Genomic DNA, 25,311 nt, shown 5'->3' on the forward strand with positions numbered 1-25,311 from the left:
GGGTGCTCCTCGCCATCGACACGTCCGCCGGTACCTCCGTCGCCGTCGTCGACCCGGCCACCGGCCGCGCCGTCGCCGAGCGCAGCACCGACGACTCCCGCCGGCACGCGGAGGTGGTCGGCCCGTTCCTCGCCGACGTCCTCGCCGAGGCCGGGATCACCGGCTCCGGCGTCACCGGGGTCGTCGCCGGCATGGGCCCCGGCCCCTTCACCGGTCTGCGCGTCGGCATCGCCGCCGCCCGCACCTTCGCCGCCGCACGCGGCGTCCCGTTCTTGCCGCTCGTCAGCCACGACGCCATCGCGGCCGACCAGGACCAGGACGGACCGTTCGTCGTCCTGACGGACGCGCGACGCCGTGAGGTCTACTGGAGCGCGTACGACGAGGCCGGCACGCGCGTCGCCGGTCCGGGGCTCGCGAAGCCGGCCGAGCTGGACGAGGCGATCCGTGCCTCCCGTCCGGATGCCGTCGACCGGCCCCGCGTGACCGTCGCGACCGTCCCGGCCGGGAGGCTCGGGGCGCTGGCCACAGACCGGCTCGCCTCCGGCGCGCGCTTCGCCGATGACACCCCCCTCTACCTGCGTGACCCCGACGTCACCGTCCCGGGAGCCCCGAAGCGGGTCGTCCGGTGACCGGACTGCCCGCGCTCCCCGAGGGGCTGCGGCTGCGCCGCGCGGTTCCGCAGGACCTCGACGACGTCATGTTCCTGGAGCACGCGTCCTTCCCCACCGATGCGTGGTCGTCATCGCAGATGGCGGGGGAGCTGTGGTCGCCGCACGGGTACTACGTCGTCGTGGAGACGACGGAGGACGGGGCGCCGACGGTCGTCGGCTACGCGGGACTGTCCTCGCTCGCGGGCAACCCCGTCGCCGACGTCCAGACGATCGCGGTCAGCGCGGAACAGCGGGGGAGGGGCATCGGGAAGGTGCTCTTCACGGAGCTCCTCGACGAGGCCCGACGCCGCGACGTGCACGAGGTGTTCCTCGAGGTGCGTGCGGACAACCCCGTGGCGCAGGCGATGTACACCGCGGCCGGCTTCGAGCGGATCGCCGTGCGTCCCCGCTACTACCAGCCCGACGGTGTCGACGCGTGGGTGATGCGGGCGGAGCTCCCCGTCACGCCCGGTGCGTCGGGCGGCGTCGGACCGATCGGACAGGAGACCCTCGGTGAGCGCGACTGAACCCCTGGTGCTCGGCATCGAGACGAGCTGCGACGAGACGGGCGTGGGCATCGTCCGCGGGACCACGCTGCTGGCCAACGTCATCGCGTCGAGCATGGACGAGCACGCCCGGTACGGCGGCGTCGTGCCCGAGGTCGCTGCGCGGGCGCACCTCGAGGCCATGACCCCGACCCTGCACGAGGCCCTCGAGCGTGCCGGCGTGACCCTCGACGAGCTCGACGCCGTCGCCGTCACCGCCGGCCCGGGGCTCGCCGGTGCCCTGATGGTCGGTGTGGGGGCGGCCAAGGCCCTGGCGGTCGCGACGGGCAAGCCGCTCTACGGGGTGAACCACCTGGTCGGGCACGTCGGCGCGGACGTGCTGCGTGCGGACGGCAGCGCGATCGAGCTGCCGACCGTGGCACTGCTCGTCTCCGGCGGGCACACGTCGCTGCTGCTCGTGCGGGACCTGGTCGGCGACGTCGAACTGCTCGGCGAGACGATCGACGACGCGGCGGGCGAGGCGTTCGACAAGGTCGCACGCCTGCTTGGTCTGCCGTACCCGGGCGGGCCGCAGATCGACCGGGCCGCGGCGGACGGCGACCCGACCGCGATCCGGTTCCCGCGGGGCCTGACGCTGCCGAAGGACATGGCGCAGCACCGGTACGACTTCTCGTTCTCCGGGCTGAAGACCGCGGTCGCACGGTGGGTCGAGAAGTGCCGCGACGAGGGCCGGGAGGTCCCGGTCGCCGACGTCGCGGCATCGTTCCGCGAGGCCGTCGTCGACGTGCTCCTCACGAAGGCGCTCGCCGCGTGCCGGGACACCGGTGTCGACCGACTGCTGCTCGGCGGTGGGGTCGTCGCCAACGCTCGGCTGCGAGCCGTGGCCGAGGAACGCTGCGCGGCCGCCGGCGTCGCGCTGCGGATCCCGCCGTTCGACCTCTGCACCGACAACGGCGCCATGATCGCTGCGGTCGGGGCACGCCTGGTGGCCGAGGGTCACGCCCCGAGCGACCTCGGCATCGCGGCGGACTCCACGCTGCCGGTGACGACCGTCCAGGTCTGAGACGCGCTCCCGGGCGGCGAGCGACTGCTGAACCCGCTTCCGGCCCGTGTGGGAGGATGCTCAGCAGGCACCGACCGACCGGGTGCCAGGAGGGGTGGACGGTGTCCGATCAGAACCAGTGGCCGAAGCCGGGCGAGTCGAACGCGAGCGACGACGGCCGGCCGCAGCACGACGGCCAGCAGTCGGGTGCGTCGCAGCAGTCGGGTGCATCGCAGCAGTCGGGCGCGTCGCAGTCGACCGGCCAGCAGCCGGGCACCCCGTACGGTCAGCCGTCGCAGGGCAACCCCTACGCGCAGCCGGCGCCGGGCGCGCCCTCGGCCCAGGCGCACCAGCCCACGAACCCGTTCGCGCAGCCCCAGCAGTCGCAGCAGAACCCGTACGCGCAGTCCTCGCAGCCGGGCAGCCCGTACGGCCAGCAGCCGCAGCAGCAGAACCCGTACGCGCAGCCGGGGAACCCCTACGGGCAGCAGCAGCAGCCGCAGCAGGGCAACCCCTACGCTTCCTCGGGTCCCCAGCACAACCCCTACGCGCCGCAGCAGGGCAACAACCCCTACGCGTCTCCGTACGCCACGACCGGGTACCAGCCGTACGCCCAGCGCCCGAAGACGAACACCCTCGCGATCCTGTCGATCGTGTTCAGCGGTGTCGCCGGCCTGTCCCTGCTGACCTTCGTCTTCGCGTTCTTCGCGGTGCTCGCGGGCCCCGCCGGTGCGATCCTCGGGCACGTGGCACTCGGCAAGACGAAGACGACGGGGGAGTCCGGGCGCGGCCTGGCGCTCGCCGGCATCATCGTCGGGTGGATCGCGACGGGCATCGCCCTGATCGGCGTCATCGTGTTCTTCGTGGTGCTCGCCAACTCCGGCGGCGGGTACTCCGACCCGTACGACTACGACTCGGGTGCCTTCATCCGCTGACCCGCGCCGTGCTGCACTGCACGTTGAGTTCCGCGAGAGCGACAGACCCCCGCCGATGTCCGGCGGGGGTCTGTCGCTTCCGCGGACCTGATCGCGACGGCGATGCACGCCGAACGCGCGGGCGCCCGTGCAGCCCGGCGGGTCGCACCGCCCCGCCCCGCGGGCTAGCCGGCCGCGTCGGTGAGCCGCTCGCACAGGAGCGCGGTGTGCCGTCCCTCCAGGCGGGTGAGCACGAGCGTGACCGACCGCCGCCCCCGCAGCCGCAGCCGCTTCCGGAACTGTGCGGGATCCACGTCGACGCCGCGCTTCTTGATCTCCACCGTGCCGACGTCGTCCGCCGCCAGGCGTGCCGCGAGCTGCTTCACGTCGAGCGGCATCGTGTCGAGCACCCGGAACCCCTGTGCGAACGGCGTCGTCACCGCGCGGTCCGACGTGACGTACGCGATGCCCTCGGACAGCATGCGCCCGTCGATCGAGCGCGCCAGGTCCCCGATCAGGCGCGCGCGGATCACGGCCCCGTCCGGCTCGTACAGGTAGGCACCGACGGGACCGATCTCGACGTCCTCGGCGTCGGCCGGACCGGTGAGTTCGGCGATCCCGTGCGCGCCGATGACGGTCGCCGCACGGCGGACACCGTCGCGGGCGAGGGGGCCGGACCACAGGACGAGCTCGACGACCTCGCGGTCGACGGACACCCACTGCGCCTCGAGCGTGTCCGGGATCAGGTCGCGGTCGATGCCGGGCCCGAGCTTCACCCCGGTCGGGGTCGTCGTCGCCGCGGCGAACACGGTGTCGAGGGACGGCGACCAGTCGTCCGGGTCGGCCAGGCGTCTCGTGTTCGCGTGCCCGGCAGTCCGTCGGGCGGGGTCCATCCACACGCCGTCGACCCGGGACAGGTCGAAGGATGCCGCGTCGCCGAGCTCGACCCGCGCGTTCGGCCAGAGCGCGAGGTTGTGCGTCGCGACCGCGGCGGTCACCTCGTCACGGTCGACCGCGGTGACGTCGAGGTCGAGCGCCGCCATCGCCATGGCATCGCCGCCGATGCCGCACCCGAGGTCGGCGACCCGGGTGAGCCCCGCAGCGGCGAACCGGCCGGCGTGCTGCGCGGCGACCTGCAGCCGCGTGGCCTGCTCGAGCCCGGCCTCGGTGAAGAGCATCCGCCCGGCGAAGTCCCCGAACTTGGCGCGGGCCTTCTGCCGGAGCTTCGCCTGGGTCAGCACCGCGGCGACGAGGCCGGGATCGTGCCCCTCGCCACGCAGCCGGGAGACCACGCGGACGATCTCGCCCCCGTCCGAGACACCGGGGGTACGGTCGAGCAGGGCCATCCCCTCGGGGGTCAACAGCTGGGCGAGGTCGGCGGCTTCCACCCGACGATCCTCCCAGGTCGCCGGGACGCCCGACACGTGCTGGCACTCGGATTGACCGAGTGCCAGACTGTCCCTAGAGTTGTCGTTGGCACTCTCCTGTGCGTAGTGCCAACCGGTTCCCATCTGTACCGAGTCAGTACCGAGAAAGAAGAGGTCACCGTGGCCGTCACCATCAAGCCGCTCGAGGATCGCATCGTCATCCGCCAGGTCGAGGCGGAGCAGACCACCGCTTCCGGTCTCGTCATCCCGGACACCGCGAAGGAGAAGCCCCAGGAGGGCGAGGTCGTCGCCGTGGGCCCGGGTCGCATCGACGACAACGGCAACCGCGTGCCGCTCGACGTCGCCGTCGGCGACAAGGTCATCTACTCGAAGTACGGCGGCACCGAGGTCAAGTACTCCGGTGAGGACCTGCTCGTCCTCTCGGCGCGCGACGTCCTCGCGGTCATCGAGCACTGAGACCAGCAGCTCTCGCCACGAACGCCCCGTCCGGCTCGCAGCCGGCGGGGCGTTCGTGCGTCCGGCGGCCGGGAGGCGCGGTGCCGCTCCGCAGCGTCCGACCAGCTTCCTAGGATGGTTCCGTGAGTGAAGCGACTCCGGCACGTCCGGCACGCAGCGAGGCATCCGTCGGCGTCGTCCAGGCGATCGTCGCGTACGGGCTCTGGGGGCTCATGCCCCTGCTCTTCGCCGCGATGGCTCCCGCGGGCGCGTTCGAGATCGTCGCCTGGCGGATCGTCTTCGGCCTGGTGTTCTGCGCGGTGGCGATCGCCGTCACCCGGTCGTGGCTCCGGACACGCTCCCTGCTCGCCCAGCGTCGGGTGATGCTCGTGATGGGGCTCGCGGCCGTCCTCATCCTGGTGAACTGGACCGTGTACGTCGCCGCGACGACGACGGGCCACACGGTCGAGGCCGCGCTCGGCTACTTCATCAACCCGCTCGTCACGATCGCCCTCGGGGTCGTCGTCCTCCGCGAGCGCTTGCGTGCGGCGCAGTGGGCGGCGGTCGGCATCAGCGTCGTCGCGGTCGTCGTCATCGCGGTCGGTTACGGGCAGGTGCCGTGGATCTCGCTCGCCCTGGCGTTCTCGTTCGGCCTCTACGGCCTGGTGAAGAAGCGGGTGGGCGGCACCGTCGATGCGCTGAGCGGGCTGACGCTCGAGACCGTGTGGCTGCTGCCGATCGCGGTCGGGGCGCTCGTGGTGCTCGGGGTCACGGGTCTCGGCGGCGGGGTGACCTTCACGAGCGAGGGGTGGCCGCACGCGCTCGTCACGGTGCTGACCGGCCCGGCGACCGCGGTGCCGCTGCTGCTCTTCGCGTCGTCCGCGCGGCGGGTGTCGCTGTCGACGCTCGGGCTGACGCAGTACCTCGCGCCCGTGATGCAGCTGCTGGTCGGGGTGGTCGTGCAGCACGAGGCCATGCCGCCCGCGCGGTGGATCGGCTTCGGCATCGTGTGGGTCGCGCTCGTGGTCCTGACGGTCGACAGCTTCGTGGCGGCCCGGGCAGCGCGGCGCCGGACGCTCGCACCCGCGGCGGCCGGCTCGGTCTGACGGGCGCGATCCGCGCCTCCCGTCCGGCTGCCGCAGGTCGGACGGGGCCGACCCGAGTCTCGCGTTGCGCGACACGTCTCGCGCTCCCGACCCCGAGGAACGACGCTGGGCCCGAGTCTCGGCTCCGCGGAGGCGAGACTCGGGCCCAGTCGGCCGTGCTGGGTGTTACTTCGAGACCGAGCCCTGGATGGCGCTCTGGTACACGGGCTTGTTGTCGCCGTCGAACTTGTAGATGCCGATGTAGGCGCTCGACGGGTCGTTCTTGCTGTCGAACGGACCGATGCCGGACGGGCCGGTGTACTGGATGTCCTCACCCTTGTCGAGCAGGTCCTTGCAGGCCTTGAACGTCTCGCACTTGGTGCCGCCGTCGGCGCCGGACACCGCAGCCATGTTGGCCTGGATGGTGCCCGAGTCGGTGCCCTTGCCCTTCACCGCGGCCAGCGCGGCGAGGGTCGTGGCGTCGTACGACTCAGCGGCGTACGAGTAGTCGGCGAGCTCCTTGCCCGAGGACTGCTTGTAGAAGTCGGACAGGCGCTGCTTGAGCTCGTCCTTCGGGCTGGCACCCGGGATGGTGCCCTGCGCACCCTCGAGGGTGCCCGGGTCGAAGTCCTTCGAGTAGTCCGCGGTGTTGCCGTCGGACATGTAGATCTTCGCCATGTCGGCGTTCTGCGACTTGAGCTCCGGGATGATCGACTTCGTCTCGTCGAAGGCGAGCACCACGATGGCGTCCGGCTTCGCCGCGAGGGCGGCCGTCACCTCGGACGAGAACGTCGTCTGTCCGGGCGGGAACTCCTGGCCCTTGCCCTTGCCGCCGTAGACGACCTGGCCGCCCGAGTCCTCGATCGCCTTCTGCACGGTGTCGCGGAGACCCGTGCCGTAGGTGTCGTTGAAGACCAGGAACGCGACCTTGGCGTTGCCGTCACCCGTGACGAGCTGGCCCAGGGCCGAGCCCTGCACCGAGTCCGGCGGAGCGGTGCGGAAGTAGTGCGACGAGTAGCCGGACAGGTCGGTCGCCGTGTTCGCCGGCGAGATCTGCACGATGCAGTTGCTCGTCAGCTGGTCGATGACGTTCAGCGTGACGCTGGACGACTCGGCACCGATGACGACCGGCACCTTCGCGTTGACGAGCTTCGTCGCGGCCGAGCTCGACACGGTCATGTCGTTGCTGTCGCCCGAGTCGGTGGCGGGGTCGATGCTGACGTCCTTGTCGAGCACGCCACCGGCCGAGTTGATGTCCTCGACCGCGAGGCCGACGCCGGACTCGGCGGGCGGGTTGAGGTACGACAGGGTGCCCGTCAGCGGGAGGATCGTGCCGATCTTCAGCGCATCGGTACCCGGGGTGTCGGGGGCCTTGCAGCTCGCCGCCGGGTCCTTCTTCGCGCCGCCGGCAGAGGCGGAGGAGGTGGATTCGGCGCTGCCGCTGGTGGAACACGCGGCGAGGAGGAGCGCTGCCGCTCCCGCCACTGCCAGTGCCGTGGTGGCACGGGTGGTTCTGGTCATCCGTGGAGCCCTTTCTCTGCGCGGAGGCCCAACCGCATCGGGTCGAGCGCGGTCTCCTCCACGTGGGTTGCCGAGAAAACTAGGGCCGAAGTGTTTCGCGTGTGTGTCCGAGATCATCACCTGGACGTTTCGTTACACACCCGTGACGAAACTGAGGAGGCGCACGGGAACCCCTGATGAGGAGTCCGTCCGGACGGTGTCCTGTGCACGAGGCGCGGTTCCGGGAGGTCGCAGCGGCGGTCGCGCGTACGGTCCGGCCCATGAGCGATGCAGCTTCCACGACCACCTTCCGTCCCGTGCGTGCGATCGTCACCGGTGCCGAGTCCGGCATCGGGAAGGCCACCGCGGTGGCGCTCGCCGCAGCCGGCATGGACGTCGGGATCACGTACCTGTCCGAGCCCGAGCGTGCCGAGGAGACCGCCGCCGAGATCCGGCAGGCCGGGCGACAGGCCTTCGTCGAGCAGATCGACGTGACGCAGCTCGACCAGGCAGGTGCCGTGATCGATCGGCTCGTGGCACAACTCGGTGGCGTCGACGTCGTGGTGGCGGATGCCGGGACGGGTGACAACGCGCCGTTCCTCGACATCACGCTCGAGCAGTGGCGGCACACGGTCGCGACCGACCTCGACGGGGCGTTCGTCACGATCCAGGCAGCTGCGCGGCACATGGTGCGACAGGGCACCGGCGGGCGGATCATCGGCATCACGAGCGTCCACGAGCACCAGCCCCGCTACGGGTCGAGCGCGTACGACGCGGCGAAGCACGGCCTCGGCGGGCTCCTCAAGACCATCGCGATCGAGCTCGCCGAGCACGGCATCACCGCGAACGCCGTCGCACCGGGGGAGATCGCGACCCGGATGACGGGTGCGGAGAACGAGGACCCGCACACCATCGATCGTCCCGGTGTCCCCCTCGGACGGCCGGGGAACGCGTGGGAGATCGCTGCCGCCGTGGCGTTCCTGGCGTCGCCGGCGTCGTCGTACATCACCGGGGTGTCCCTGCCCGTCGACGGCGGCATGCTGCAGATGGGCCCGCACGGCGGCAGCCACATCACGTCCGACGACTGGCGCAGCGCCTAAGGCGGCGGGACCTCCCCCGCAAAACGCAACCTCGGCGGTTCCTCGCAGCGCTGTACCGCTGCGAGCAGCCGTGGAGGTTGCGTTCCGCGGGTTCACCGTCATGCGCCGGTCGGGAGGCCCGCGGTGCGCAACACGGTCTGCAAGCGTCCCGGGGTGCGGACGTCCGTCCACCCCCACCGCACGACGCGACGCACCTCCGGTCGCAGCAGCAGGGTCTGCTCCCGGGCCTTCTCGCGTCGGACGGCATCCGGATCGTCGTACTTCTCGAGACCGTCGAACTCGCCGACGATCCCGGCGCGCGGCCACCAGAAGTCGACGCGGTACGGGCCGAACACCTGCTGCAGGACCGGGGGCGGGAAGCCGTCGTCCTCGATCCGGACCCTGCTGACCGACTCGCCGGGCGACTCGGAGCGTGGGTCCGCGAACCGGAGTGCCCGTCTCGCCCGTGTCATGCCCCTCGGCGAGGGCCACGACGCGAAGGCGCGACGGAGTTCGTCGACGGTGAGCAGCTGCTCGCGCAGGACGTGGTCGAGGACGGCGACCCCGTTCTCGTACGAGGTGCTCCTGCTGAGGTCGACGACGGTCCGCAGCAGCGACGTGACCCGCCGACCGTCGATGGTGGTGGTGTCCGCTGCCGTGAGGTCGGCCGCGTGCCGGACCACGCGTCGGCCCGAGTGCGTCGTCCCGAGCAAGGGGTCCGTGACGTGCACCCGTCGGTCCGGCCGGTCGACGTCGGGGAGTCCCCACAGCAGCGCGGCCGAACGGTGCGACAGGACGCGCCACTCGCCGACGGCGGTGACCACGGCCTCCAGCTCGATGCGAGCGCGTTGCCGCACCGACGCGTCGTGCCAGGCCGATCCGTCGACGGCGACTCCGTGGGTCACCCGGACCAGCTCCCCGCGACGGAGCCGGTGCTGCGACTCCCGGTCGTCCGAGCTGAGGAGGATCAGTCGTGGTGGCTCGTCCATGGCGACGAGCATCGCCGTGCAGGGTCGCGTGCACGGCGCCGCTGCCGGATCTGTGGAGAAACACCCCGCGAAACGCAACATCGACGGCCCCTCGCAGCGGTGTAGCGCTGCGAGGAACCGCCGACGTTGCGTCTTGCGGAAGGACCGGGGTCAGCCTCGGTAGTTCGGGGCCTCGACGACCATCTTGATGTCGTGCGGGTGGGACTCCTTGAGCCCGGCCGCGGTGATGCGGACGAACTTGCCGCGGGCCTTGAGCTCCGGCACCGTGCGGCCACCGACGTAGAACATCGACTGCCGCAGGCCGCCGACGAGCTGGTAGACGGCGTTCGCGACCGAGCCGCGGTAGGGGACCTGGCCCTCGATGCCCTCGGGGATGAGCTTCTCGTCCGAGGGGACGTCCGCCTGGAAGTAGCGGTCCTTCGAGTACGAGGTCTTCTCGCCGCGGGTCTGCAGTGCGCCGAGGGAGCCCATCCCGCGGTACGCCTTGTACTGCTTGCCGCCGACGAAGACGAGCTCGCCCGGGCTCTCGTCGGTGCCCGCCAGGAGCGAGCCGAGCATCACGGTGTCCGCGCCGGCGACCAGGGCCTTCGCGATGTCGCCCGAGTACTGCAGCCCGCCGTCGGCGATGACCGGCACGCCGGCCTCACGCGCGGCGAGCGACGCCTCGTACACGGCGGTGACCTGCGGGACGCCGACCCCGGCGACGACGCGCGTGGTGCAGATCGAGCCCGGGCCGACGCCGACCTTGACGGCGTCCACACCGGCGTCGATGAGCGCCTGCGCGCCCTGTCGGGTCGCGACGTTCCCGCCGATGACGTCGATGCCGGCGAAGGACGGGTCGGCCTTGAGGCGGCGGACCATGTCGAGGACGCCCTCGCTCTCGCCGTTGGCGGTGTCGACGACGAGCACGTCGACGCCCGCGTCGCGCAGGGCCTCGGCGCGCTGCCAGGCGTCGCCGAAGAAGCCGATCGCAGCGCCGACGCGCAGGCGGCCCTCGGCGTCCTTGGTGGCGTCCGGGTACTTCTCGCTCTTGTCGAAGTCCTTGACGGTGATGAGGCCGCGGAGCCTGCCGTCGGCGTCGACCAGCGGGAGCTTCTCGATCTTGTGCTGCGCGAAGATCGCGACGGCGTCCTCGGGGTCGATGCCCTCGGCCGCGGTGATGAGCGGCGCCTTCGTCATGACGTCGCGGACGAGGGTCGTCGCCATCTCGAACGGGGCGACGAAGCGCATGTCCCGGTTCGTGATGATGCCGACGAGCGTGCCGTCCGACTCGACGACGGGCAGGCCCGAGACGCGGAACTGCCCGCACACGGCGTCGACCTCGGCCACGGTGGCGTCCGGGCTCGTGGTCACGGGGTTCGTGATCATGCCCGACTCGGACCGCTTGACCTTGTCGACGTACGCGGCCTGGTCCTCGATCGACATGTTGCGGTGCAGGATGCCGATGCCGCCCTGGCGCGCCATCGCGATCGCCATGCGGGCCTCGGTCACGGTGTCCATCGCCGCCGACAGCAGCGGGACGTGCACGTCGATGCGCTTGGTGAGCCGGGACGTCGTGGACGCCTCGCTCGGGATGACGTCGGTGTGCCCGGGGAGGAGCATGACGTCGTCGTACGTGAGTCCGATGAATCCGAACGGATCCGGCTGGTCCATGGGTCCCCTTCGTGGGCGAGGTGAAGTGGTGGCACCGGGGCGCGTCGTCGGGTTCCCGATGGGCCATGGTAACGCGCGCGGTACTCGCGCCATTCCGCTGTCCCCCGGTCGCCGGAGCGCGGCAGACGCCGCGCGCGGGCCGAGACCGGTCCGCGGACTCGTTCCTGAGAGTCCTGTACCGGCCGGACGGGCGGATTCATGCGGATCCACGGGGTGTCGGTCACGAATGCAGCACGATTTGTGCAGGAGACGTGCTGGAAACACGGGGGACACAAAAAATCCCTATGGTCCTCGACTATCCGAACGAGAGGCTCATCCGTGGGTTCCATCACTCCGCCGGGGTCAGCGCTCATGCGCCGGCTCCGCCGTGGGGCACCAGACCGCCGCAAGCGTCTGGTCCTCGCCGCAGTACTCTTCCTCGCTTTCCTCGCCACCTTCGCGGTCGACTGGGCAGTGTCGCCCGCGGCCGACGCGGCGACGAGCAGTCCCGCCGCCAGCAGCAGCCCGAGCACCGGCAGCAGCGCGTCGACGTCCGACGGCCCCTGCACCGTCAGTCCGACGAACGGCTGCATCCGGGGCACCATCCTCGACTCCGAGCGGAAGCCCGCGACCGGGGTCGACGTCGACGTCGCGGGACCCGGCGGGTTCGCCCGGACCGCGACCACCGACGACTCCGGCCGCTGGTCCGTCTCGGTCACGACGGCGGGGCAGTACACCGTCAGCGTCGACCAGGGCTCGCTGCCGAAGGGGCAGTACCTGACCAACGCCGCCGACGCCGAGCGCAAGGTGAACGCGACGCTGAACGCCAACGTCGGGCAGATCTTCCAGCTGTCCGACCAGCAGGGCGCCACCACCAGCGACGACACGAGCAGCGTCAGCGCCGCGCGTGCCTGGCAGCAGCTCGCATCGGGCATCCGACTCGGGCTCCTCATCGCCCTGGCCTCGGTCGGCCTCTCGCTCATCTACGGCACGACGGGCCTGTCGAGCTTCTCGCACGGTGAGCAGGTGACGCTCGGCGGTCTCCTCGCCTACGTCTTCGCGAACCAGCTCGGGTGGAACATCTGGGTCACCGGCATCGTCGTCACGCTGTTGTGCGCGGCCACCGGGTACCTGCAGGACGCCGCGATCTGGAGGCCGCTGCGCCGCCGCAGGATCAGCCTCACCCAGCTCATGATCGTGACGATCGGCCTGTCGATCGCCGCCCAGTACGCGTTCCAGTACTTCTTCGGCGCCTCGACCGTCCGCATCCAGCAGGGCAACCCCGAGACCGTGACCTTCGCCGGCCTCACGCTGACGGTGCAGTCCTACGTCGCGATGGGCATCGCGCTCGTCGTGCTCGTCGGCACCGGCCTGTTCCTCGCCAAGACCCGCTTCGGTCGGGCCACCCGCGCGGTGTCGGACAACCCGGCGCTCGCCGCGGCGTCCGGCATCGACGTCGACCGGGTCATCCGCTTCGTGTGGACGCTCGCCGCCGGCCTCGCGGGCCTGTCCGGCGTGATGCTCGGCCTGGTCCTCAACGGCGTGAACTGGCAGACCGGCCTCCAGCTGCTGCTGCTCATGTTCGCGTCCGTCACGCTCGGCGGTCTCGGCACCGCGTACGGCGCCCTCGTCGGCTCGATGATCATCGGCATCGTCGTCGAGCTCACGAACCTCGTGCTGCCGGGCGACTTCAAGTACGCCACGGCCCTCGTGATCCTCATCCTCATCCTGCTGTTCCGGCCGCAGGGCATCTTCGGTCGCGCCGAGCGCATCGGCTAAGGGAGCACCGACATGGACTACATCCTGAACCTGCTGTCCTCGTTGACGCAGGAGGCGCTCGCCCCCACCACGGCGGCGTTCGCCCTGGCCGCGATCGGCCTCAACGTGCACTTCGGCCTCACCGGCCTGATCAACATGGGCCAGGCGGCGTTCCTGCTGCTCGGCGCCTACGGCTTCGCGATCTCGATCACGAACGGCCTGCCCTTCGTCATGGCGGTGCTCGTCGCCCTGGCGGTCGCGATCGTCTTCGCGGTCATCCTCGGCATCCCGACCCTGCGGTTGCGCGGGGACTACCTGGCGATCGTGACGATCTCCGGTGCCGAGATCATCCGCATGGTCGGACGCTCCAGCCTGCTGACGAACACCACGGGCGGCTCGAACGGCATCGCCGGCTCGGCCTACCGCGACCCGTTCAACGCGCTCAGCCCGCTGCCCGACGGCACCACGAGCATCCTGTGGTTCACCTACTCGAACAACGGGGTCAACGGCTGGTGGATCCGCATCGCGGCCTGGGGCCTCGTGGCGCTCTTCACCCTCGTGCTCTTCCTGCTCATGCGGAGCCCCTGGGGTCGCGTCGTGAAGGCGATCCGCGAGGACGAGGACGCCGTCCGCTCCCTCGGCAAGAACGTCTACTCGTACAAGATGCAGGCGCTCGTCTTCGGTGGCGCGCTCGGTGCGCTCGCCGGGGTCATCTACGTGCTGCCGAGCTCCGTCCAGCCCGACGCCATGGGCCGCTCGATGACGTTCTTCATCTGGACCGCGCTGATCCTCGGCGGCGCCGCGACGGTGTTCGGCCCGGTGCTCGGGGCGATCCTGTTCTTCGTCGTGCGGCTCTTCGTCCGCACCCTCGCCGGGGACTTCATCCCCGACTCGATCATGAACGCGCAGCAGGCGGAGCAGTTCTCCTACGTGCTCGTCGGCATCGCGCTCATGCTCCTCATCGTGTTCCGGCCACAGGGACTCCTGGGCAACAAGAAGGAGCTGTCGTTCAGTGTCTGAGACCTACACCCACACGAAGTCCGACCCGATCCTGACGGTCGACGGCGTCACCCGGCACTTCGGCGGCATGACCGCGGTCGACGTCGACCACCTCGAGGTGCAGCGCGGCACCATCACCGCCCTCATCGGTCCGAACGGCGCCGGTAAGACGACGTTCTTCAACCTGCTCACCGGCTTCGACAAGCCGAGCCCCGGTGCGACGACCCGCTTCAACGGCGACACGCTGCAGAAGACGAGCGCGACGCACATCGCGAACAAGGGCATGGTCCGCACGTTCCAGCTCACGAAGGCCCTGAGCCGGCTCACCGTGATGCAGAACATGCTGCTCGGTGCCCGCGACCAGCCGGGCGAGAACTTCTTCGTCGGCCTGGTCCCGGCGCTCTGGCGGAAGCGCGAGCGCGAGATCACGGCGAAGGCCGAGGACCTGCTCGCCCGCTTCAAGCTCCTCGAGAAGCAGGACGACTACGCCGGGTCGCTGTCCGGCGGCCAGCGCAAGCTCCTCGAGATGGCCCGTGCGCTCATGTCCGACCCGACGATGATCATGCTCGACGAGCCGATGGCCGGCGTGAACCCGGCGCTCACCCAGTCGCTGCTCGGGCACATCCAGTCCCTCCGGGACGACGGCATGACCGTGCTCTTCGTCGAGCACGACATGCACATGGTCCGGCACATCTCGGACTGGGTCGTCGTGATGGCCGAGGGCAAGGTCGTCGCCGAGGGGCCGGCCGACACGGTGATGGACGACCGCGCCGTCATCGACGCGTACCTCGGTGCGCACCACGACACCGACCTGGGCGACGACTCGCTCCTCACCGAGGAGACCTACGAGGAGCTGGCCGAAGAAGTGGCCGAAGAGGAAGCAGCGGACGACCACCCGAAGGCGGACGACCGCAAGCAGGACGAGCAGGAGGCGACCCGATGACCGACGCACCGAACGCAGCGGACGCGAGCCGCGCCTCCCGTCCGGCGACGGGCGCGACGGGCGCGACGAGCGCGACCGCCGCACCCGCGACGACCGCCACCGTCGAACCCGTCCTGACCGCGAAGAACCTCGTGGCCGGCTACCTGCCGGGCGTCAACATCCTCAACGGCTGCGACCTCGACTGCTACCCGGGCGAGCTGATCGGCATCATCGGCCCGAACGGCGCGGGCAAGTCGACGCTCCTCAAGGCGCTGTTCGGCCTGGTCTCCATCCGCGAGGGCTCGGTGTCCCTGCAGGGCGAGGACATCACGAACCTCAAGGCGAACAAGCTCGTGCAGGCCGGCGTCGGCTTCGTGCCGCAGACGAACAACGTGTTCCCCTCGCTCTCGATCGAGGAGAACCTGCAGATGGGCCTGTACCTGCGCCCGAAGAAGTTCGCCGAGCGGCTCGAGGTCATCTACGACCTGTTCCCGGTCCTCGGCCAGCGGCGCACCCAGCGGGCGGGCTCGCTGTCCGGCGGTGAGCGGCAGTCGGTCGCGATGGCCCGGGCGCTGATGATGGACCCGAAGGTGCTGCTGCTCGACGAGCCCTCCGCGGGCCTGTCGCCGGTGCGCCAGGACGAGACCTTCATCCGCACACGCCGGATCAACAAGGCCGGGGTGTCGATCATCATGGTCGAGCAGAACGCACGGCGCTGCCTGCAGATCTGCGATCGTGGGTACGTGCTCGACCAGGGGAGGAACGCGTACTCGGGCACCGGGCGTGAGCTCGCCGACGACCCGAAGGTCATCGAGCTCTACCTGGGGACGCTCGCCAAGGACGTCGACTCCGCTCGCTGAGCGGGGTCGACCCGCGGGTACTGCTGTGGGGGTGGTACCCGCACCCCGACGGGGCCGCGCTGGCTGCTGATGCGCCGCGCGGCCCCGTCCTCGTGCCGACGCCGACGTCGACGCCGACGTCGACGCCGGCGTCTCGCGTCATGCGTGGTCGCCACGAGACGCCGGCGTGCCGTCGAGACACCGCGGTCGCCGCCGGACGCCGCCGGATCCGGGTGCGTCTCGCGTCGACCGGTGCGTCTCGCGTCGACGCCGGCGTCTCACCCCCGCCCCGCCGCCCGTGTCCCAGCACCCCGGCTCCGCACCCGGCCGGGAGGCACGACCCCGCCCCGCCCCGCCGCACCCGTCCCGACACCCCGGCTCCCCGCCCGTCGGCTACCGTGACGCAGGTGCGCACCTCCGGCCCCCTCGTGCTCGACGCCCTCGTCTGGGTCGTCTTCGCCGTGCTCTTCGTCGGCGCCGCACTGCTCGTGAAGGTCGCAGCAGCCCTGCTCGCGGTCCTCGTCGTGCTCGCGCTCCTGCTCGGCCTGGTCCTGCGGGCGCTGCGGAAGCGACGGGCACGGCCCCGACGCTGACCGAGGCTGCTGCGCCCCGCACCGGCTGCACCGTCCACCCGTCCCACTCCGGGACCCCGCCCGCTAGGCTTGCCCGGTGACTGAAGTCGAGATCGGTGCAGGCAAGCGCGGCCGTCGGGCCTACGCGTTCGACGACATCGCGGTGGTCCCCTCGCGGCGCACCCGCGACCCGCACGACGTGAGCGTGCAGTGGTCGATCGACGCGTTCACCTTCGCGTCGCCGATCCTCTCGGCGCCGATGGACTCGGTGTCCTCGCCGGCGACGGTCATCCAGATGGGCGAGCTCGGGATCCTGGGCGTGCTCGACCTCGAGGGCCTGTGGACCCGGTACGAGGACCCGACGCCGTACTACGAGGAGATCAAGACCCTCACGGACGGCAACGTCACGAAGCGCATGCAGGAGATCTACTCCGAGCCGGTCAAGGCCGAGCTGATCACCGCGCGCCTGGCCGAGATCCGCGCCGCCGGGGTGCCGGTCGCCGGGTCGCTCAGCCCGCAGCGCACGCAGGAGTTCTCGCAGACGGTCGTCGACGCCGGTGTCGACCTGTTCGTCATCCGCGGCACGACGGTCTCGGCGGAGCACGTCTCCCAGAACCAGGAGCCGCTCAACCTCAAGAAGTTCATCTACGAGCTCGACGTCCCGGTCATCGTGGGCGGTGCCTCGACGTACACGTCGGCGCTGCACCTCATGCGCACCGGTGCGGCGGGCGTGCTCGTCGGCTTCGGTGGCGGTGCGGCCTCGACCACCCGCGCAGCCCTGGGCATCCACGCGCCGATGGCGACCGCGGTGGCCGACGTCGCCGGCGCCCGACGTGACTACATGGACGAGTCCGGCGGCCGCTACGTGCACGTCATCGCGGACGGCGGCCTCGACACCGCCGGCGACATCGTCAAGGCGATCGCCGTCGGCGCCGACGCGGTCATGCTCGGCACCGCGCTGGCCCGCGCGACCGAGGCCCCGGGCGGTGGCTTCCACTGGGGTGCCGAGGCGCACCACTCCGAGCTGCCCCGCGGTCGTCGTGTCGAGGTCGGTCAGATCGCCCCGCTCGAGAACGTGCTGAACGGCCCGACCCCGTCGTGGGACGGCCGCGCCAACCTGGTCGGTGCGCTCCGTCGGTCGATGGCCACCACCGGATACTCCGACGTCAAGGAGTTCCAGCGAGTAGAAGTGGTCGTGGCGCCGTACCACCAGCAGTGACGGTGGCACCCGTGCTCCCGCACGGGTGACGCCTCGGCGCTCCCGTGCGCGGAGGCCGGCTCCGTGCGCGCAACCCGCACGGAGGCGACGATGGCCAAGCCAGCCAGCAGCACCACGCAGACCAGCACGGACGCGACGACCGCAGGTGCCGAGAGCACCGTCGAGGGCGCCCAGCGTGCCGCCGTACCGAGCGCGAGCGTCGGCTTCGACCCGTCCGCGAAGCTCGGACCGGAGGAACGTGCCGCGACGATCGAGGCGCTGAAGACCAAGGAGCTCGACGTCCTGGTCGTCGGCGGCGGCATCGTCGGCGGCGGCAGTGCGCTCGACGCAGTCACCCGCGGCCTGAGCGTCGGCATCGTCGAGGCCCGCGACTGGGGTTCGGGCACGTCGAGCCGCTCGTCGAAGCTCGTGCACGGTGGCATCCGCTACCTCGAGCAGCTGAACTTCGCGCTCGTCCGCGAAGCCCTGATCGAACGCGGGCTGCTGCTGCAGCGGATCGCCCCGCACCTGGTGAAGCCCGTGCGCTTCCTCTACCCGCTCAACCACCGCGTGTGGGAGCGCTTCTACATCGGCATCGGCATGGCGATGTACGACGTCTTCAGCTGGTCCGGCGGTCGTCCGCCCGGGGTCCCGCACCACCGGCACCTCAGCCGCAAGCAGGTCCTGAAGAACATGCCGGGCCTGAAGAAGGACGCCTTCGTCGGCGGCATGACGTACTACGACGCCCAGGTCGACGACGCCCGCTACGTCGCGTCGCTCGTCCGCACCGCCGCGTCGTACGGCGCGCACGCGGCGAGCCGGGTCCGCATCGAGGGGTTCATCAAGGTCGGGGAGCGTGTCGTCGGGGCGCACGCGCACGACATCCAGACGGGCGAGAAGTTCGACATCCGGGCGAAGCAGGTCGTGAACGCGACCGGCGTCTGGACCGACGACACCCAGGCGATGGTCGGCACCCGTGGGCAGTTCAAGGTGCGGGCGTCGAAGGGCGTGCACCTCGTCATCCCGCGCGACCGCTTCCAGTCGAACACCGGCATGATCCTCCGCACCGAGAAGAGCGTGCTCTTCGTCATCCCGTGGGGCCGGCACTGGCTCGTCGGCACGACGGACACCGACTGGAACCTCGACAAGGCGCACCCGGCGGCGACCGCTGCGGACATCGACTACATCCTCGAGCACGTCAACAAGGTGCTCGCCGTGCCGCTCACCCGCGAGGACGTCGAGGGCGTCTACGCCGGTCTCCGACCGCTGCTCGCGGGGGAGTCCGACCAGACGTCGCAGCTCAGCCGTGAGCACGTCGTCGCGCACACCGCCCCGGGACTCGTGGTGGTGGCGGGCGGCAAGTGGACGACCTACCGCGTGATGGGCAAGGACGCCATCGACGAGGCCGTCGCCGCGATGGACGGCAGGATCCCGGCCTCGACGACCGAGGACATCCCGCTGGTCGGCGCCGAGGGCTACCCGGCTGCGTGGAACCGTCGGGCCCGCACCGCGCGGCAGTTCGGCGTGCACAAGGTGCGGATCGAGCACCTGCTGAACCGGTACGGCACGCAGGCCACCGAGGTGCTGCAGCTCGTCGAGCAGGACCCGTCGCTCGCCGAGCCGCTGCCGCAGGCCGACGACTACATCGGCGCCGAGGTCGTCTACGCGGCCTCGCACGAGGGGGCCCTGCACCTGGAGGACGTCCTCGCGCGCCGCACCCGCATCTCGATCGAGGCGTGGGACCGCGGTGAGGAGGCGGCTCCGGTCGCCGCGAAGCTCATGGCGGGTGTGCTCGGGTGGGACCAGGAGACGACCGAGCACGAGGTGTCGAACTACCTGAAGCGCGTCGCCGCCGAACGCGAGTCGCAGCTGCAGCCCGACGACGAGTCGGCCGACCGGGTGCGTCTCGAGGCGCCGGACATCGCGTTCGGCTTCGACGAGGACGACGTCGTCGTCGGTGGTGGCCGCTCGAGCGGCGCCGAGGGCGCGAAGGCGACCGACGAGCAGGTCGAGGGCGAGAAGACGAGCGAACCGCGGTAGGCCACCGGACGGGAGGCGCGTGGCGGCCCCGCCCCGCGCCTCCCGTCCGTCACGTCCCGCTCTTCCCGCAAGACGCAACCTCGGCGGATCCTCGCAGCGCTACCCCGCTGCGAGCTGTCGCTGACGTTGCGTGTTGCGGGTCCGGACGGCCGTGACGGCGAGGACGACCGGGATCGCGACGAACGCCGCGAGGCTCGTCAGGTACAGCACGCCCGCCCAGATCGTGTGCGCGCCCCCGCCCGTCGGGAACGTGTCGGCGACGTCCATGCCGAGCCAGAAGCCCGACTGGAAGGTCGCGGGCGCACCCGCCGCGAGGACGCCGAGGTGCATCACCGCGACCACCGTCGCGGGCAGCCGCGCCGCGAGTCCGACGACCGCCGCGGCGATCGCCAGGGCCACCCCGATCGACGCCACGACCACGACGCCACGGACGTCGCCGGCGACGGACATCCCCGCAGCCTCGATGCGCTCGTGGATCTGCGGCAGCGTGGCCTCGGGCACCGCTGCGAGCGGATCGAGCACGAGCGCGTTGACGGCCAGCAGCGCCGCGTACGCCGCGACGACCACCACCCCGACGACGGCGACGACGATGCGGACGGCCCCCCGTGTGTTCCCCATCGCACGACCGTAGCGTGCGGAATGGCCCGAGCGCCCCGGTGGTTATCATCGGGGTACTCACCAAGGGAGCCATCATGGTCGACGTCCATCGCGTCAAACTCCCCGGAGTCGGCGTGCTGCACAGCTTCTACACCGACGACGGTGGCAAGTGCGGTGTCATCACGCACCGGTCGGGGCACTCCGACCTCATCTCGTTCGCGGACGTCTCGGACGGCGCGGACAAGTCCGAGAAGGTCTCGCTGCGTCTCAGCGAGGACGAGGCGCACACGCTCGCCGAACTGCTCGGCGGCACCCGGATCACCGAGGGCCTCGACAAGCTCGACGAGATCCCCGGCCTGTCGATCGACTGGTTCAGCGTCGACTACGAGGACGCCATCGCCGGCAAGCCCCTCGGCGACCTGCACGACTCGGGCTTCATCGGCCTGACGGTCGTCGCGGTCGTCCGTGGCGACAGCGCGAACCCCGCACCCTCGCCGGACTTCGTCGTGTTCCCCGGTGACACCATCGTCGTCGCCGGTGCACCCGAGAAGGTGTCGAAGGCGTTCTCCTTCTACCGCAGCGGTCAGCTCGCGGCCGCGGCCGCCGAGGCGCCGCCCGGGAGCTAGCGGATGCACCTGGGTGGTGAGCTGCTGACCATCGGCGGCCTGTTCATCATCGCCTACGTCCTCGGACGACTGGGCAAGACCATCGGCCTGCCCGCCATCCCCATCTACATGGTGGTCGGGCTCATCGCGAGCCCGCACACCCCGTGGATCGGCCTCAACGTCGAATCGCACACGATCGAGCTGATCGCGACGTTCGGACTCATCCTGCTGCTCTTCAACCTCGGGTTGGAGTTCGACCAGGAGGAGTTCTACGGCAACGCCGGCAAGCTCCTGGTCTCCGGCGGCACGTACGTCGCGATCAACATGGGGGTCGGCTTCGCCTTCGGGTTCTCGCTCGGCTGGGGCACCCGCGAAGCACTGATCATCGCGGGCATGACGGCGACGTCGTCGAGTGCGATCGTGACGAAGCTGCTCATCGAGCTGCGACGTCTGGCGAACGACGAGACACCGATGATCCTCGGTGTCACCGTCATCGAGGACGTCTTCATCGCCATCTACCTGGCGATCGTCTCCGTCGTGCTCTCCGGCGACACGAACCTGTGGGCCGTGGTCGGCAAGCTCGGGCTCGCGTTCGGGTTCCTCGTCGTGATGTTCACGCTCGCCCGGTTCGCCGGCAAGTGGGTGTCGAAGATCTTCGCGACCCGCGACGACGAGCTGTTCACGGTCCTGTTCTTCGGCCTCGCCGTGATGTTCGGCGGCATCGGCGACCTGCTCGGCGTGACCGATGCGATCGGTGCGTTCGTGATCGGCCTGCTCTGCGGTGCGACCCGCTACCGGGACCGCATCGAGCAGCTCGCCCTGCCGATGCGTGACGTGTTCGCCGCGTTCTTCTTCGTGAACTTCGGCCTCGGGCTCGACCTGTCGACCTTCGGCGAGGTGCTCTGGCCCGTCCTCGGCGCGATCGGCATGACGGTCGTGCTGAACGCCGTCGCGGGGCAGCTCGTGGCCCGGATGAACGGGTTCAACGTCCAGCAGGGCATCAACACCGCGGTCATCCTGGTGAACCGGGGCGAGTTCGCGCTCATCCTCGCGACGCTGTCGGCTGCCGCCGGCCTGGAGGCGCGGATCACCGCCTTCGCGGGCCTCTACGTCCTCGTGATGGCCGTCCTGGGTCCGCTGCTCGCCGTGAACTCGGACCGGATCGGCCGCCTCGTGGTGCGTCCGGCCCGGGTGGCGCGGCTGCGCCAGCGCCTGCGCGCGCGGCTCGGTCGTCGCCCGGGCCGTCCGGGTGCTGCTGGTGCTGCCGGTGCCGGGATCCCGGCCGGACCGGCCCTCGACGAGGCGATCGACACCGCCGCCGAGGCCGCCGTCGCCGACCAGGACGCCGCGGCCGCCGCTCGACGGGCCGAGCGCGACCGGCAGTTCGCCGAGGAGTTCGCCCTCGTGGAGGCTGCGGGCAGGGAAGAGCGCGAGAATGGGTCACCGGAGCCGACGACGAGCGAACCCGTGACGTCGCCGGTCGACGTCCCTGCCGAGCGCCCGAAGCGCCCGGTCCGCCAGCGCGATCCGGAGTACTGATACAGATGTGGGCCGTAGCCCGACGACCGAGGTGGATCGCACTGCTCCTGCTGGCGCTCGTACTCGCGGGGGTCTTCGCGGGCCTCGGCAAGTGGCAGCTCGAGCGGAGCATCGCGAACGGCAAGCCCCTGCCTGCCACGACCGAGACCCGCAAGGCACTCGACGACGTCACCGAACCCGGGCGCGCGGCGTCCGAGAACATCGCCGGGCAGCGGATCACCGTGACCGGCACGTTCGTCGCGGGTGACACGACGATCCTGACCGGGCGGTCCGGCGGCGGCACCTACCAGGCGATCGGGCACCTCGTCGACACCGGGACCGGCGCGAGCCTGCCGGTGGTCATCGGCTGGTCGGACGAGCGGCGACAGGCCGAAGCGGGGGGCGAGCGCCTCACCGACGGCCAGGAGTTCACGGTGCAGGGCCGCTACTACCCGGCGGAGTCCCCGGACCAGGACGCCTACAGCAAGGGCGAGTACTCGGCGGTGGCGCCAGCCCGGTTCGTGAACACCTGGAAGGCCTTCGACGACCGGATGTACATCGGGTACGTCGTCGCCGACGGCACCACGGCGAAGGCCGCCGACCTCGGCACCATCGCCGACCGTGCCCCGACGCGCGAGGTCCGCTTCGACTGGCTGAACCTCTTCTACGCGATCGAGTGGGTCGTCTTCGCCGGGTTCGCCGTGTTCCTCTGGTACCGGTTCGTCAAGGACGCCTGGGAGCGCGAGCAGGAGGACGCCCGCGAGGCTGCCGCCGCCACGGACACCGCCGCAGCCGGGGGCACGGGGGAGCCCGCCGAGCCCGCTCCGGCGCGACGGTAGGATCGACTGCATGGCCCTGACCGTCCGCACGCGTGACATCCCGAAGATCCCGGGCGCGGTGAAGTGGTACCGCGTCTCCGCGTACATCACCGGCGTGCTGCTGCTCGCGCTCGTGATCGAGGTCATCATCAAGTACACGCCGCTGCAGCTCGAGATGCAGCTCGGCAACGGCCCGTTCTTCGTGCCGAACGGCACCGCGGGCGAAGCACCCGGCACGTTCAACCTGTCGATCGCGATCCTCATCGCGCACGGCTGGCTCTACGTGCTGTACCTGTTCACGGACTTCCGCCTGTGGAGCATCATGCGCTGGAGGCCGTCGCGCTTCCTGCTCATCGCCCTCGGCGGCATCATCCCGTTCATGTCCTTCGTGGTCGAGCACCGCATGCAGCAGAAGGCCATGGACACCTACCACGAGCTGACCGCTGCCCAGCAGCGCGAGAAGGAGGCCGCTCGGTGAGCGAGACCGAACAGCGCCCCGTCCTGGTCGTCGACTTCGGCGCCCAGTACGCCCAGCTGATCGCACGGCGTGTGCGTGAGGCGAACGTCTACAGCGAGATCGTCCCGCACTCGATCACGGCGGACGAGGTCCGCGAGAAGGACCCGGCGGCGATCGTGCTGTCCGGTGGTCCGTCGTCCGTGTACGAGGACGGTGCCCCGTCGCTCGACGGCGAGATCCTCGACCTCGGTGTCCCCGTGCTCGGCATCTGCTACGGCTTCCAGGCCATGGCGAAGTCGCTCGGTGGCGAGGTCGCGCACACCGGTCTCCGCGAGTACGGCGCCACCGACGTGACCGTCTCCGGCACCGACAGCGTGCTGCTCGGCGACCAGCCGGAGTCCCAGGTCACCTGGATGTCGCACGGCGACTCCGTGGCGAAGGCTCCCGAGGGCTTCGAGGTCCTCGCGTCGAGCGCCTCGACCCCGGTCGCGGCGTTCGCCTCCGACGAGCGCAAGCTCTACGGCGTGCAGTGGCACCCCGAGGTGAAGCACTCCGCGTACGGCCAGGCCGTGCTCGAGAACTTCCTGCACCGCGCCGCGGGGCTCCCCGGTGACTGGAACTCCGCGAACGTCATCGAGGAGCAGGTCGAGCGGATCCGCGCACAGGTGGGCTCCGCACGGGTCATCGCCGGGCTCTCCGGCGGTGTCGACTCCGCCGTCGCCGCTGCCCTGGTGCACAAGGCCGTCGGCGACCAGCTGACGTGCGTCTTCGTCGACCACGGGCTCCTGCGCGCCGACGAGCGCAAGCAGGTCGAGGAGGACTATGTCGCCTCGACCGGTGTCCGCCTGGTCACGGTCGACGCGGAGCAGCAGTTCCTCGACGCCCTCGCCGGCGTCAGCGACCCCGAGCAGAAGCGCAAGATCATCGGGCGCGAGTTCATCCGCACGTTCGAGGCGGCGGCCGAGGCCCTCGTGCTCGAGGCCCGCGCGGACGCAGCGGCCTCGGACTCGGACGCGGGTGAGGTCAAGTTCCTCGTCCAGGGCACGCTCTACCCGGACGTCGTCGAGTCCGGCGGTGGTTCCGGCACGGCGAACATCAAGTCGCACCACAACGTCGGCGGTCTGCCCGAGGACATGACGTTCGAGCTCGTCGAGCCGCTGCGCACCCTGTTCAAGGACGAGGTCCGTGCCGTCGGTCGCGAGCTCGGACTGCCCGAGGTCATCGTCGGCCGCCAGCCGTTCCCCGGCCCGGGCCTCGGCATCCGCATCGTCGGTGAGGTCACGAAGGACCGCCTCGAGCTGCTCCGTGCGGCGGACAAGATCGCACGCGAGGAACTCACCGCGGCGGGCCTCGACGAGGAGATCTGGCAGTGCCCGGTCGTCCTGCTCGCCGACGTCCGCTCCGTGGGCGTCCAGGGCGACGGCCGCACCTACGGCCACCCGATCGTGCTCCGTCCGGTCTCCTCGGAGGACGCCATGACGGCCGACTGGACGCGTCTGCCGTACGACACCCTGGCAAAGATCTCGAACCGCATCACGAACGAGGTCCCCGACGTGAACCGCGTCGTGCTCGACGTCACGAGCAAGCCGCCGGGGACGATCGAGTGGGAGTAGTCACTCCCTGACGCCCGAGGGCCCGGTACGCACTGCGTGCCGGGCCCTCGTCGCGTCCGTGCCGCCGTCGACCCGTCCGACGCTGCACTCGAGCGTGCAGGACATGCCGCGTGCGGTCCGTCGAGCGGGCGGTTCCCGTCGCCGAGTCGCGTCGA

General features: G+C 70.9%; 24 protein-coding genes. 19 read left to right on the forward strand and 5 right to left on the reverse strand.

Annotated elements, in window-relative coordinates; genetic code table 11:
• Positions 1–2: 2 nt before the first annotated feature.
• From tsaB to ACIPEQ_RS12555, 4 genes are all read left to right on the forward strand, one after another.
• Positions 3–629: a tRNA (adenosine(37)-N6)-threonylcarbamoyltransferase complex dimerization subunit type 1 TsaB gene (gene tsaB / locus ACIPEQ_RS12540; RefSeq protein ID WP_402715408.1), complete on the forward strand. Its 627-nt coding sequence runs from the start codon at positions 3–5 to the stop codon at positions 627–629.
• Entirely contained in the window at positions 626–1,177 is a 552-nt protein-coding gene (rimI, locus tag ACIPEQ_RS12545) for a ribosomal protein S18-alanine N-acetyltransferase (RefSeq protein ID WP_402715409.1), read from the forward strand. Before tsaB ends, rimI begins: the two co-directional genes overlap by 4 nt.
• The gene (gene tsaD / locus ACIPEQ_RS12550) at positions 1,164–2,219 is read left to right on the forward strand and encodes a tRNA (adenosine(37)-N6)-threonylcarbamoyltransferase complex transferase subunit TsaD (protein ID WP_209823796.1); all 1,056 of its coding nucleotides are present in this window, start codon (positions 1,164–1,166) and stop codon (positions 2,217–2,219) included. Before rimI ends, tsaD begins: the two co-directional genes overlap by 14 nt.
• Positions 2,220–2,320: 101 nt before the next feature.
• The gene (locus tag ACIPEQ_RS12555; protein WP_402715410.1) at positions 2,321–3,133 is read left to right on the forward strand and encodes a DUF4190 domain-containing protein; all 813 of its coding nucleotides are present in this window, start codon (positions 2,321–2,323) and stop codon (positions 3,131–3,133) included.
• A 164-nt stretch (positions 3,134–3,297) separates the two neighbouring features.
• Here ACIPEQ_RS12555 and ACIPEQ_RS12560 read toward each other — a convergent pair whose 3' ends face one another.
• Positions 3,298–4,500, reverse strand: coding sequence for an SAM-dependent methyltransferase (locus tag ACIPEQ_RS12560; RefSeq protein ID WP_402715411.1), 1,203 nt, complete (start codon positions 4,498–4,500; stop codon positions 3,298–3,300).
• Between the two features lie 159 nt (positions 4,501–4,659).
• On the opposite strand from ACIPEQ_RS12560, the gene groES reads away from it, so the two are divergent.
• Together groES and rarD are read left to right on the forward strand one after the other, a co-directional pair.
• Positions 4,660–4,956, forward strand: coding sequence for a co-chaperone GroES (gene groES, locus ACIPEQ_RS12565; protein ID WP_056121496.1), 297 nt, complete (start codon positions 4,660–4,662; stop codon positions 4,954–4,956).
• A gap of 122 nt (positions 4,957–5,078) precedes the next feature.
• Positions 5,079–6,041, forward strand: a complete 963-nt coding sequence (gene rarD / locus ACIPEQ_RS12570) for an EamA family transporter RarD (protein ID WP_402715412.1) — start codon at positions 5,079–5,081, stop codon at positions 6,039–6,041.
• 165 nt (positions 6,042–6,206) lie between these two features.
• Here the strand turns inward: rarD and ACIPEQ_RS12575 are convergent, their stop codons facing one another.
• Positions 6,207–7,541 carry an ABC transporter substrate-binding protein gene (locus ACIPEQ_RS12575; protein ID WP_402715413.1) on the reverse strand — a complete coding sequence of 445 codons (1,335 nt, stop codon included), beginning with the start codon at positions 7,539–7,541 and terminating at the stop codon, positions 6,207–6,209.
• 260 nt (positions 7,542–7,801) lie between these two features.
• Between ACIPEQ_RS12575 and ACIPEQ_RS12580 the strand changes: the two genes are divergently transcribed.
• Positions 7,802–8,620 carry an SDR family oxidoreductase gene (locus tag ACIPEQ_RS12580; protein ID WP_402715414.1) on the forward strand — a complete coding sequence of 273 codons (819 nt, stop codon included), beginning with the start codon at positions 7,802–7,804 and terminating at the stop codon, positions 8,618–8,620.
• Between the two features lie 98 nt (positions 8,621–8,718).
• Here ACIPEQ_RS12580 and ACIPEQ_RS12585 read toward each other — a convergent pair whose 3' ends face one another.
• A complete protein-coding gene (locus ACIPEQ_RS12585; protein WP_402715415.1) occupies positions 8,719–9,588 on the reverse strand; it encodes a hypothetical protein in 870 nt (289 codons plus the stop codon).
• Positions 9,589–9,738: 150 nt separating this feature from the next.
• Positions 9,739–11,241: an IMP dehydrogenase gene (gene guaB, locus ACIPEQ_RS12590; protein ID WP_354026574.1), complete on the reverse strand. Its 1,503-nt coding sequence runs from the start codon at positions 11,239–11,241 to the stop codon at positions 9,739–9,741.
• 318 nt (positions 11,242–11,559) lie between these two features.
• Here guaB and ACIPEQ_RS12595 point away from each other — a divergent pair, with 318 nt between their 5' ends.
• From ACIPEQ_RS12595 to ACIPEQ_RS12625, 7 genes are all read left to right on the forward strand, one after another.
• Entirely contained in the window at positions 11,560–12,999 is a 1,440-nt protein-coding gene (locus tag ACIPEQ_RS12595; protein ID WP_402715416.1) for a branched-chain amino acid ABC transporter permease, read from the forward strand.
• Positions 13,000–13,011: 12 nt separating this feature from the next.
• Positions 13,012–13,998: a branched-chain amino acid ABC transporter permease gene (locus ACIPEQ_RS12600; RefSeq protein ID WP_354026572.1), complete on the forward strand. Its 987-nt coding sequence runs from the start codon at positions 13,012–13,014 to the stop codon at positions 13,996–13,998.
• Positions 13,991–14,920, forward strand: a complete 930-nt coding sequence (locus ACIPEQ_RS12605; protein ID WP_209823801.1) for an ABC transporter ATP-binding protein — start codon at positions 13,991–13,993, stop codon at positions 14,918–14,920. Before ACIPEQ_RS12600 ends, ACIPEQ_RS12605 begins: the two co-directional genes overlap by 8 nt.
• Positions 14,917–15,759 (forward strand): ABC transporter ATP-binding protein, encoded by an 843-nt coding sequence (locus tag ACIPEQ_RS12610; protein WP_402715417.1) that lies wholly within the window; start codon positions 14,917–14,919, stop codon positions 15,757–15,759. The genes ACIPEQ_RS12605 and ACIPEQ_RS12610 overlap by 4 nt, the downstream gene beginning before the upstream one ends.
• Before the next feature lie 386 nt (positions 15,760–16,145).
• Positions 16,146–16,331 (forward strand): hypothetical protein, encoded by a 186-nt coding sequence (locus ACIPEQ_RS12615; protein ID WP_126890765.1) that lies wholly within the window; start codon positions 16,146–16,148, stop codon positions 16,329–16,331.
• A 76-nt stretch (positions 16,332–16,407) separates the two neighbouring features.
• A complete protein-coding gene (locus ACIPEQ_RS12620; RefSeq protein WP_126890766.1) occupies positions 16,408–17,529 on the forward strand; it encodes a GuaB3 family IMP dehydrogenase-related protein in 1,122 nt (373 codons plus the stop codon).
• Between the two features lie 90 nt (positions 17,530–17,619).
• Positions 17,620–19,548 (forward strand): glycerol-3-phosphate dehydrogenase/oxidase, encoded by a 1,929-nt coding sequence (locus ACIPEQ_RS12625; RefSeq protein WP_402715418.1) that lies wholly within the window; start codon positions 17,620–17,622, stop codon positions 19,546–19,548.
• 99 nt (positions 19,549–19,647) lie between these two features.
• On the opposite strand, the gene ACIPEQ_RS12630 is transcribed toward ACIPEQ_RS12625, so the two are convergent.
• Complete coding sequence (locus ACIPEQ_RS12630) at positions 19,648–20,166, reverse strand: hypothetical protein (protein ID WP_402715419.1); 519 nt, start codon at positions 20,164–20,166, stop codon at positions 19,648–19,650.
• Positions 20,167–20,240: 74 nt separating this feature from the next.
• Here ACIPEQ_RS12630 and ACIPEQ_RS12635 point away from each other — a divergent pair, with 74 nt between their 5' ends.
• The 5 genes from ACIPEQ_RS12635 to guaA are packed head-to-tail and all read left to right on the forward strand — an operon-like array spanning position 20,241 to position 25,156.
• On the forward strand, positions 20,241–20,771 hold the full coding sequence (locus ACIPEQ_RS12635; RefSeq protein ID WP_126890769.1) for a cation:proton antiporter regulatory subunit: 531 nt from the start codon (positions 20,241–20,243) through the stop codon (positions 20,769–20,771).
• A 3-nt stretch (positions 20,772–20,774) separates the two neighbouring features.
• Positions 20,775–22,289 carry a cation:proton antiporter gene (locus ACIPEQ_RS12640; RefSeq protein WP_250366226.1) on the forward strand — a complete coding sequence of 505 codons (1,515 nt, stop codon included), beginning with the start codon at positions 20,775–20,777 and terminating at the stop codon, positions 22,287–22,289.
• Positions 22,290–22,294: 5 nt separating this feature from the next.
• Entirely contained in the window at positions 22,295–23,107 is an 813-nt protein-coding gene (locus ACIPEQ_RS12645; RefSeq protein WP_402715420.1) for an SURF1 family cytochrome oxidase biogenesis protein, read from the forward strand.
• A gap of 10 nt (positions 23,108–23,117) precedes the next feature.
• Complete coding sequence (locus tag ACIPEQ_RS12650; RefSeq protein WP_071292490.1) at positions 23,118–23,564, forward strand: DUF3817 domain-containing protein; 447 nt, start codon at positions 23,118–23,120, stop codon at positions 23,562–23,564.
• Positions 23,561–25,156 (forward strand): glutamine-hydrolyzing GMP synthase, encoded by a 1,596-nt coding sequence (gene guaA, locus ACIPEQ_RS12655; RefSeq protein ID WP_402715421.1) that lies wholly within the window; start codon positions 23,561–23,563, stop codon positions 25,154–25,156. The genes ACIPEQ_RS12650 and guaA overlap by 4 nt, the downstream gene beginning before the upstream one ends.
• Positions 25,157–25,311 lie beyond the last annotated feature (155 nt).

This window comes from Curtobacterium sp. NPDC087080 (genome assembly GCF_044745105.1).
Lineage (GTDB): Bacteria > Actinomycetota > Actinomycetes > Actinomycetales > Microbacteriaceae > Curtobacterium.